At 70.3% G+C, this 8,224-nt stretch carries 10 protein-coding genes; 4 read left to right on the forward strand and 6 right to left on the reverse strand.

Features of this window, described 5'->3' with window-relative positions; all coding sequences use genetic code 11:
• Nucleotides 1–123: 123 nt before the first annotated feature.
• Together ACFWX1_RS24370 and ACFWX1_RS24375 are read right to left on the reverse strand one after the other, a co-directional pair.
• Nucleotides 124–633 (reverse strand): DinB family protein, encoded by a 510-nt coding sequence (locus ACFWX1_RS24370; protein ID WP_378390907.1) that lies wholly within the window; start codon nucleotides 631–633, stop codon nucleotides 124–126.
• 8 nt (nucleotides 634–641) lie between these two features.
• Nucleotides 642–1,610: a LysR family transcriptional regulator gene (locus ACFWX1_RS24375; RefSeq protein WP_378390909.1), complete on the reverse strand. Its 969-nt coding sequence runs from the start codon at nucleotides 1,608–1,610 to the stop codon at nucleotides 642–644.
• A 158-nt stretch (nucleotides 1,611–1,768) separates the two neighbouring features.
• Here ACFWX1_RS24375 and ACFWX1_RS24380 point away from each other — a divergent pair, with 158 nt between their 5' ends.
• On the forward strand, nucleotides 1,769–2,500 hold the full coding sequence (locus ACFWX1_RS24380) for an Asp/Glu racemase (protein ID WP_378390911.1): 732 nt from the start codon (nucleotides 1,769–1,771) through the stop codon (nucleotides 2,498–2,500).
• A 7-nt stretch (nucleotides 2,501–2,507) separates the two neighbouring features.
• Here the strand turns inward: ACFWX1_RS24380 and ACFWX1_RS24385 are convergent, their stop codons facing one another.
• From ACFWX1_RS24385 to ACFWX1_RS24395, 3 genes are read right to left on the reverse strand one after another with little or no spacing between them, the layout of a single operon-like run.
• Nucleotides 2,508–4,118 carry a glycoside hydrolase family 13 protein gene (locus tag ACFWX1_RS24385; protein ID WP_378390913.1) on the reverse strand — a complete coding sequence of 537 codons (1,611 nt, stop codon included), beginning with the start codon at nucleotides 4,116–4,118 and terminating at the stop codon, nucleotides 2,508–2,510.
• Nucleotides 4,118–4,507, reverse strand: a complete 390-nt coding sequence (locus ACFWX1_RS24390; protein ID WP_378390915.1) for a globin — start codon at nucleotides 4,505–4,507, stop codon at nucleotides 4,118–4,120. Before ACFWX1_RS24390 ends, ACFWX1_RS24385 begins: the two co-directional genes overlap by 1 nt.
• A 29-nt stretch (nucleotides 4,508–4,536) precedes the next feature.
• Nucleotides 4,537–5,511, reverse strand: coding sequence for a mechanosensitive ion channel family protein (locus ACFWX1_RS24395; protein WP_378390917.1), 975 nt, complete (start codon nucleotides 5,509–5,511; stop codon nucleotides 4,537–4,539).
• 358 nt (nucleotides 5,512–5,869) lie between these two features.
• On the opposite strand from ACFWX1_RS24395, the gene ACFWX1_RS24400 reads away from it, so the two are divergent.
• Nucleotides 5,870–6,364 (forward strand): HNH endonuclease, encoded by a 495-nt coding sequence (locus tag ACFWX1_RS24400; RefSeq protein WP_378390931.1) that lies wholly within the window; start codon nucleotides 5,870–5,872, stop codon nucleotides 6,362–6,364.
• A gap of 89 nt (nucleotides 6,365–6,453) precedes the next feature.
• On the opposite strand, the gene ACFWX1_RS24405 is transcribed toward ACFWX1_RS24400, so the two are convergent.
• Entirely contained in the window at nucleotides 6,454–6,723 is a 270-nt protein-coding gene (locus tag ACFWX1_RS24405; protein WP_378390919.1) for a hypothetical protein, read from the reverse strand.
• 481 nt (nucleotides 6,724–7,204) lie between these two features.
• On the opposite strand from ACFWX1_RS24405, the gene ACFWX1_RS24410 reads away from it, so the two are divergent.
• Nucleotides 7,205–7,462 (forward strand): hypothetical protein, encoded by a 258-nt coding sequence (locus ACFWX1_RS24410; RefSeq protein ID WP_378390921.1) that lies wholly within the window; start codon nucleotides 7,205–7,207, stop codon nucleotides 7,460–7,462.
• Nucleotides 7,449–7,934, forward strand: a complete 486-nt coding sequence (locus ACFWX1_RS24415; protein WP_378390923.1) for a DUF5130 family protein — start codon at nucleotides 7,449–7,451, stop codon at nucleotides 7,932–7,934. The genes ACFWX1_RS24410 and ACFWX1_RS24415 overlap by 14 nt, the downstream gene beginning before the upstream one ends.
• Nucleotides 7,935–8,224: the final 290 nt, after the last annotated feature.

The raw sequence follows: 8,224 nt of genomic DNA on the forward strand, positions 1-8,224 counted from the left end.
GCCCCTTCCGGCTTGCGTTTTTTTTTTTTGTTTTGTTTGTTTCACCGATTACGCCCGCTTTTCCACCCACCCACCCCCCCCCTTCAGCGCGTCTTACGAGACGAAAGTCCCCTTCAGCTCGGCTCAGGTGCCGACGGTCCCGTCGATTCCCTCGCGCAGGAAATCGGCGTGGCCGTTGTGCCGGGCGTACTCGTGGATCAGGTGCAGCATCACCAGCCGCAGCGAGACGTCCTCGCCCCAGCGTGGCTGGTGCCCGAGCACGTCGAGGGATTCGGCCTCGCGCTCGATCCGCCGGGAGTGCTCGACCTCGGCCTGCCACGCCGCGAACGCCTCCGAGCGCGTCGCGTTCGTCGCGTCGTAGGCCTCCTGGTAGTCCTGCTTGTCCGACCAGACGAACGGGAGGTCCTCGGCGTTGATGACCCGGCGGAACCACGTCCGCTCCACCTCGGCCATATGCCGCACCAGCCCCAGCAGCGACAGCGTCGACGGCGGCATCGACTGCCGTCGCAGGTCCTCATCGGACAGTCCGTCGCACTTCATGGCCAGCGTGGCGCGGTGGAAGTCGAGAAAGCCGCGCAGCATCTCGCGTTCGTTCCCGCGCAGCGGTGGCGCGGGCCGGTCATCGGTCTTCATGGCGCTCATTATCGCGCGAGGCGATCGCCGGAAGGCGGCTGAGGGAGTGTGCCCGGATCCGGCGACCAGGCGTTCCCGGGCAGCGAATGCCAGCCCTGTGCCCCGGCCAGGTCGTCGACGGCGCGGTGGAGCGCCGCCAGGCCGGGATGGTGCGGATAGGGGCGGTAGATCATCGTCCAGGGGAAGACGGGGACCGGGTCCACCAGCGGCAGGAGCACGGCTCCCGGCACGGGCGGCTGGGTGATCATGGTCAGGACCGGGTAGTCGCGGAGCCGGACGTGCTCGGCGAGTTCGCCGGGCCCTCGGAGGTGCGGATGCCGGGCCGTCGATGTAATGCCGAACGTGGTGAGCAGCAGGTCGATCGCGTGCTCCCAGCCCGGTGTCACGTGATCACCGGCGCGATAGCACGGAACGGTGTCGCGTAATGCCGTCACGGGCACCGCGTCCATCGCCGCCAGCCGGTGGCGTTCGGGGATGAGCACCGCGAGAGGTTCGTACCGTACCGGCCGCTGCCGCAGCCCGTCGGGGAGGCTCGGCACCCGGCCGAACGTGACGTCGAGCCTGCCGCTCTGCAGCAGCGTGGCAGCGGGCTCGTCACCGGTGTGGAACCGGCCGAAGAACTCCAGTTCCGGCGCCTGTCTGCGTGCTTCCGCCAGCACCGCCGCCGGTGTGAGCTCCGGGCCCACGACGTCGACGGTCAGCGCCGCGGTTTCCTCACGCAGCTCCCGAACAGTGGTGTCGTGCAGCGCGACGAGTTCGCGGGCCCGGGACAGCAAAGTGACGCCATGGGGCGTGAGCGCGACCCGGCGGGTGCTCCGGTCGAACAACGGGACGCCGATCTTGGCCTCGAGCCGCCGGATGTCGCGGCTGAGCGCCTGCTGGGCGATGAACAGCCGTTGCGCGGCGCGGCTGAAATGCAGCTCCTCCGCGACCGCGATGAAGTGCCGCAGCAGCCGGATGTCCAGGTCTTCGGGCACACCCAGGTGTCTAGCAGATTCACCGCCGGGGCGCGTGAATCGCCGCGGAACAGGTGTTGGACCTCCGTGGCAGGCCCGGGTGACCATCGACCCATGCGCTATCTGATCTTTCCCCGGATGCCCCAGCGCCCCGACGGCGTCGATCCCCAGGAAGACGAATGATCCCGGCCGGGCCCGTCCCGCAGACGGCGGTGGGGGTCGTCGCCTCCTTCGACTTCACCCGCGACCGCGAACTGTGGCGATGGGCGCCACCGGACGTTTCGCTCTACGTGTCCAGGACCGACGCGGTATCGCTGGCCGACAGCTTCGAGCTCGTGTCGCGCCTCAACGATCCGGCGATGCTGACCCGCCCGACTCGCGAAGTCGCGCGGGTGCCGATCAGCGCGCCAGTGGTGCTCTACTGCTGTACGGCGGGAAGTTTCGTGGGCGGCGTCGAGCGCGAACATGCTCTCCGCACGGCCATGACCGACGCCGGCGCGCCGAGCGCGGTCACGACTTCGGGCGGGGTACTCGAGGCGCTCGGCGTCTTGGGCGCGCGAAGAATCGCGGTCGTGCACCCTTACGTGGACCCGATCGCGGACAGGCTCGTCGCTTTCCTGATCGAGGCCGGTATCGACGTGCTCAGCAGCCGCGGGCTCGGCCTCGAATCCCGCGTGATCGGCGCTGTCGACTACGCGACGACGGCCGATCTGATCTCCGGCGGCGACCATCCGGACGCCGACGCGATCTTCGTCAGCTGCACGCTCCTGCCGACCTACGATCTGATCGCTCCGCTGGAACAGCGAATCGGCAAGCCGATCATCACGGCCAACCAGGTCGGCATCTGGGCGGCGCTACGGGCGATCGGCGTCAAAGCCCGCGGAGCGGGGCAGGAACTCTTGCGGCACTGAGGGTGGTTCAGACCAGCCACGCGGCCGCGTCGGGCGGCAGTTTCCCGTCCACCAACGGGACGCTGGAGAGCAGGACCTCGCCGGGCGGGAGGGTGATCGGGCTCGCCGAGGTGTTCAGCGCGCAGACCAATCCGCCTTCGCGGCGGCGGAACGCGAAACAGCCCGCAGGAGCGCCGTACCAGTCGAGGCCGTCGCGGGTGCCGCCGCCGAACGCCGGATGCCGCTTGCGCAGTTCCAGCGCGTGCCGGTACAGCGACAGCGTCGAGTGCTCGTCCTCGATCTGTTTCTCCACCGTGATCCCGGCCCAGTCGGCGGGCATCGGCAGCCAGGTGCGCGGATTGCGGGAGAAGCCGAACGGCGGCAGCTCGCCCTCCCACGGCAGCGGGACGCGGGAGGCGTCGCGCCCGAACTCCGGGCCGCTGGTCTTCGCGCGCGGATCGGCGAGCGCCTCCTCCGGAATGTCCACATTGGCCAGTCCGAGCTCGTCGCCGTTGTACAGGTAGACGACGCCGGGCAGCGCCAGCTGCACCAGTGCCATCGCCCGCGCCCGCCGGACGCCCTGCGCACCGCCGCCGTACCGGCTGACCGGGCGCCAGACGTCGTGGTTGCCCAGCGTCCAGGTGGCGGGCGCGCCCACGGCGGCCGGGACGGCCAGGGAGCGTTCGATCGCGGTGCGCATCGCGTCGGCGTCGAAATGCGTGAGCACCAATCGGAAGTTGAACGCCAGATGCAGTTCGCCGGGGCGCAGGTACCGGGCGAGGCGGGTCTCGTCGGTCACCCAGATCTCGCCGGTGGACACCGCGTCCGGGTACTGGTCGAGCACCTTCCGGATCATCTGGTGGATCTCGTGGACACGGTCGTTGTCGAACCGCGGATCGTAGTAGCCGTCGGACGAGCCCACCATCAACGAGCCCGCGCGCGGATCCATGTCGGGCAGCCCCGGCGGTTTGGCCATTCCGTGCGCGACGTCGATGCGGAATCCGTCGACACCGTGGTCCAGCCAGAACCGCAGCGTCCGCTCCAGATCCGCGGCCACGTCCGGGTTCGTCCAGTTCAGGTCCGGCTGCTGCGGCGAGAACAGATGCAGGTACCACTGCCCGTCCGGAACTCGCGTCCACGCCGGGCCGCCGAAGGCGCTGACCCAGTTGTTGGGCGGTTCGTCGCCACGGGGGCCGAGCCCGTCGCGGAAGACATAGCGGTCCCGTTCCGGGCTGCCCGGCCCCGCCGCCATGGCGGCCTTGAACCACGCGTGCGTGTTGCTGGTGTGGTTGGGCACGACGTCGACGGTGACCTTGATCCCGCGTTTGTGCGCTTCGGTGAGCAGCACGTCGAAATCGCCGAGCGTGCCGAACATCGGGTCGACGTCGCGGGGATCGGCGATGTCGTAGCCGTGGTCGGCCATGGGGGAGCGGTAGAACGGCGTCAGCCACAGCGCGTCGACCCCCAGCAGCTCGAGGTAGCCGAGCTTGCTCCGGATGCCTTCCAGATCGCCGACGCCGTCGCCGTCGGAGTCGGCGAAGGACCGCACGTACACCTGGTAGAAGACGGCGTCCCGCCACCAGGCCGCCCGTCTCTCGCCGTGCCCGTCCCGGCCGCGGCGTTCGCGCGGCGGTCTCATCACACGAAGCTGTTCATCATGCTGTGCGCCGCCATTTCCAGGTAAGCCCACAACTGCTGCCGGTACGGCTCCTCGAGGTTCTCCTCGTCCACGGCGATCTTGATGCAGCGCAGCCACGCGTCCCGCTCGATCGGCCCGATCTTGAACGGCGCGTGCCGCATCCGCAGCCGGGGGTGCCCGCGCCGGTCGGAGTAGGTGTGCGGGCCGCCCCAGTACTGCATGAGGAACAGCCGGAACCGCTCCTCGGCGGGGCCGAGGTCCTCCTCCGGGTAGAGCGGGCGCAGGATCTCGTCCTCGGCCACCTCGGCGTAGAACCGCGCGACGATTCGGCGGAAGGTCGGTTCCCCGCCCACCGCCTCGTAGAGGTTCGCCGGTTCCGGACCGCTCACAGCTGACACTCCTCCATTGTGCTCCCCGCTCACTTGTCGTTGTTCGGGGTGGACAGGAACCGGCCCAGCGGCGGCTCGAATCCCGCGTCCTCCAGCGCCGCGAGCAGTTGCGCGCGCAGCGCCCGCTGCACCGCCCACTGCTTCCCTGGCCGCACCTTGACCGTGAGCCGCAGCTGGATGCCCTCCGGTGTGACACTTTCCACACCGAGCATCTCCGGCGGCTCCAGCACCTTGTCCGCGAGCGCTTCGCTCTCGGTGACGGCGACCGCGGCCTGGGAGAGCACGGTCGTCGCACGCTCGACGTCGGCGGAGTAGCTGAGCGGCACGTCGACCACGGCGACCGCGAAGCCCTGGCTGGAGTTGCCGACCCGCTGCACCTCGCCGTTGCGGACGTACCAGACCGTGCCCTTGAGGTCACGCAAGGTCGTCACGCGGAGGCCGACCGCCTCCACGGTGCCGCTCGCCTCGCCCACGTCGACGACGTCACCCACGCCGTACTGGTCCTCGATCATCATGAACATCCCGGACAGGAAGTCCTTGACCAGGTTCTGCGCGCCGAAACCGAGCGCGACACCCACGATGCCCGCGGACGTGATGAGCGGCCCGAGGTCGAACCCCAGCACGCTGAGCACCTGCAGGGTGGCCAGCCCGTAGATGATGAAGCCGGCGAGTGATTTCAGCACCGAGCCGATGGTCGCGGCCCGCTGGCGCCGTCGTTCGATGATCACCGGACCGAGCATCTCCGGCGCGCGTTCGCGCAGCGGGCGCAGCAACGCGGGCAGCTTCCCGCCGCTGGGCAGGGTCGTGATCCGGTTGATCATCCGGCGGACGACCCAGTTCACCGCGACGGCGATCACCACGGCCAGCAGGATCTGCAGTGGTTTGGTGACAAGCCAGCCCGCGGAGCCCGCGAGCCATTCGTTGTGCGTGACCTTGTAGACCTGACCGCACCAGGTGCCCGGGTCCTTGATGCACGCTGGCGGTTCCCTGAACAGGGGGTTCACGGGGAGAGCTCGACCTTTCGTTCGGCACGACCCGGCCAACCTCGGGTTGATGTCGGGTCGCGCGGATGTGACACGTCTTCTAACACACGTGCGCTGAGGGGCGGATGTGTGGTCGACTATGCCTGCACCCCGTGGAGGTGGTCGAGTGCCAGACCGACAACCCATCCCCCTCGGCGCGCACGGCCAAGCCATGGCCGGGCCGGCGCCGGAGGTGGCCCTGCGTGCTTGTTCCGGGAGTTCCGCAGCCGGCGGAACCGCCCCGAGCGGGCCGGGGACACGTCCCGGGGGTGTCTCCAGACCACCCGGCCAGCGTAGGGGCCGCGAATCCGCGGCCCCGGCCTGGGGCCGCCGCCGGGTTCTGCTGCTCAACGCCACTTTCGAGCCACTCACCGCGCTGCCGCTGCGGCGCGCTGTGGTGCTTGTCATGTGTGGCAAGGCCGAAGTGGTGCACGGCGACCCGGCGGGCGTCGAACTGCACGCCGCGACCGTTTCGCTGCCCGTGCCCTCGGTGATCCGGCTGAGCAACTACGTCCGGGTACCCTACCGGGCCCAGGTACCGCTCACGCGCGCCGGGCTGATGCACCGCGACCGGTACCGCTGCGCCTACTGCGGTGGCCGGGCCGAGACGATCGACCACGTCGTCCCGCGCAGCAGGGGCGGGCCCCACAGCTGGCAGAACTGCGTGGCCTGCTGCGCCAAGTGCAATCACCGCAAGGCCGACCGGCTGCTCTCGGAGATCGGCTGGCGGCTGCGGGTGGTGCCGAGGGCGCCGCACGGTCCGCACTGGCGGCTGCTCGCCCACTCCAAGGAGGCCGACCCGCTGTGGCGGCCCTATCTCGGGTCCGCCGCGTAGGTCTTCTTCGCGGCTCGTTCACGCGCGTCGGCGCCCCGGCTGCCTGTTCGGCGGCCGGGGCGAGCCGATGACCTGTGACGCGGCGCTGCTCAGGCGGCGAGCGCGTAGGCGCTCTGGCAGGTGACGCGCGTGCCCATCGTGACGCGCGTGCCCGCCGTGACGCGCGTGCCCGCCGTGACGCGCGTGCCGCGGGTGACCCTCGTGCCCCGCGTGACGCGGGTGCCGCAGGTGACGCGGGTGCCCATGGTGACCCTGGTGCCCGCGGTGACCCTGGTCCCCATCGTGACGCGCGTGCCGCGGGTGACCCTGGTGCCCCGGGTGACGCGCGTGCCCGCCGTGACCCGGGTCCCGCGGGTCACGCGGGTGCCTCGCGTGACGCGGGTGCCCATGGTCACCCGCGTGCCCGCCGTGACGCGGGTACCGCGAGTGACCCGAGTACCCCGCGTAACCCTTGTGCCGGACGTCACACGCGTCCCGGGCTGGAATTCAACGTCGCTGGGTGACCAAACGGCCTCGGTGATCGCCTGTGCGGGGGGCTGGACGCTCTGCATGACGTGGCCTCCTGGGACCGGTGCGTTACCTGCTGGGGGCTGGGAAGCGGGGCGCAAGGCCCGTACAGGTGAAAAAGCTACGAGGATTTCAAGGGGCCGACAAGACGAACGCGCCCGGTGCGGCCGCCTGTACGGTGAGTTGCCATCTTTCGGCCCGACGTGCTTCGCCCCAACGTTCCAGTCCGGGCACGGCAAGCGGCGGACGGCGTCCGCGGGACGATGAGCGGTCCGTCTCATCACGGGCGCGGTGAGCGGGTGGCCGGGATGCCCATCCGATACGCTCACCGGCGTGAACCTTGTCGAGACGATCCTGGTCTTCGCGGTGATCCCCTTGGCCATCTACGGAGTGGTCGGCCTGGCCACCCTGCGGACCAAGTTCGCCGGTACCCCCCGGTACCGGCCGGGGCAGCCGTGGGAGTACCCGGCCATGTGGTGGAGTGCCAACCCCGACGGGGTCGGCACCGCGCACCGGCACACCGGTGCGGACAACGCGGCGCCCGCCGACGGCGCCCCGACCGCTGCGGGAGGCGCTCGTGGCAGCTGGTGAACTGACGCACGCGCCCAGCGCCGGCGTCGCCGAACGAGAACTCGCCTACGGGGAGGCCATTACCTCCAGTGGGCGCCTTTCGGCAGCCAAAATGTACGAACCGGCTGCTCCGAAAGGCCCATTCACGACCAAGCAGCTGGCCCGGCTCGACGAGGCGCTGACCTTCGCCAGCCGGGAGACCGGCCTCGACTTCAGCATCTACCTCGGCGAGCTCGGTGAGGACAGCCGCGCGGGCGCGGAGAAGCTCCACTCGGGCACGCCCGACCCGGCCAACGCCGTCCTGATCGCGGTGTCGCCCGCGGAGCGCCTCATCGAGATCGTCACCGGCACGCACGCGTACCTGCGGCTGCCGGACCGTGGCGCGAAGCTCGCGGTCGCCAGCATGGTCGCCTCCTTCAAGGAGGGCGACCTGGTCGGCGGTCTCGTCAACGCCCTGCGCATGCTCTCGGACCAGGCCGGCTCGCCCGCCTGAACCGCTTGAACGCCCGAAGGGGCCTCCCGCACCTCCCTGCGAGGCGCGGGAGGCCCCTTCAGGCTTTTCTCCCGCCGCGTTGCCGTGAATGCCCCTGCCTGGCGTGGCCCGGTGCGACACGGGCGTCCCCCGGCGCCCTTCCCCCTGCCCACACCAGAAATCCCCGCAGCCACCCAGGACTTCAAGTGCCGGTAAGGCCACCTTGAGGGCGGGAGGACCCCCGAAGGGGGGCGGGACGGGCTCGGGGGCCCCCGCGCTTGTTTCGCCGGGGGGGGGTGGGGGGTTGAGTT

The organism is Amycolatopsis sp. NPDC059021, from assembly GCF_042739895.1.
Classification (GTDB): domain Bacteria; phylum Actinomycetota; class Actinomycetes; order Mycobacteriales; family Pseudonocardiaceae; genus Amycolatopsis.

What these genes read in the sequence shown, in the direction of transcription:
- ACFWX1_RS24370 (WP_378390907.1), bottom strand. Translation starts at nt 633, where the DNA reads ATGAAGACCGATGACCGGCCCGCGCCACCGCTGCGCGGGAACGAACGC.
- ACFWX1_RS24380 (WP_378390911.1), top strand. Translation starts at nt 1,769, where the DNA reads ATGATCCCGGCCGGGCCCGTCCCGCAGACGGCGGTGGGGGTCGTCGCC.
- ACFWX1_RS24385 (WP_378390913.1), bottom strand. Translation starts at nt 4,118, where the DNA reads ATGAGACCGCCGCGCGAACGCCGCGGCCGGGACGGGCACGGCGAGAGA.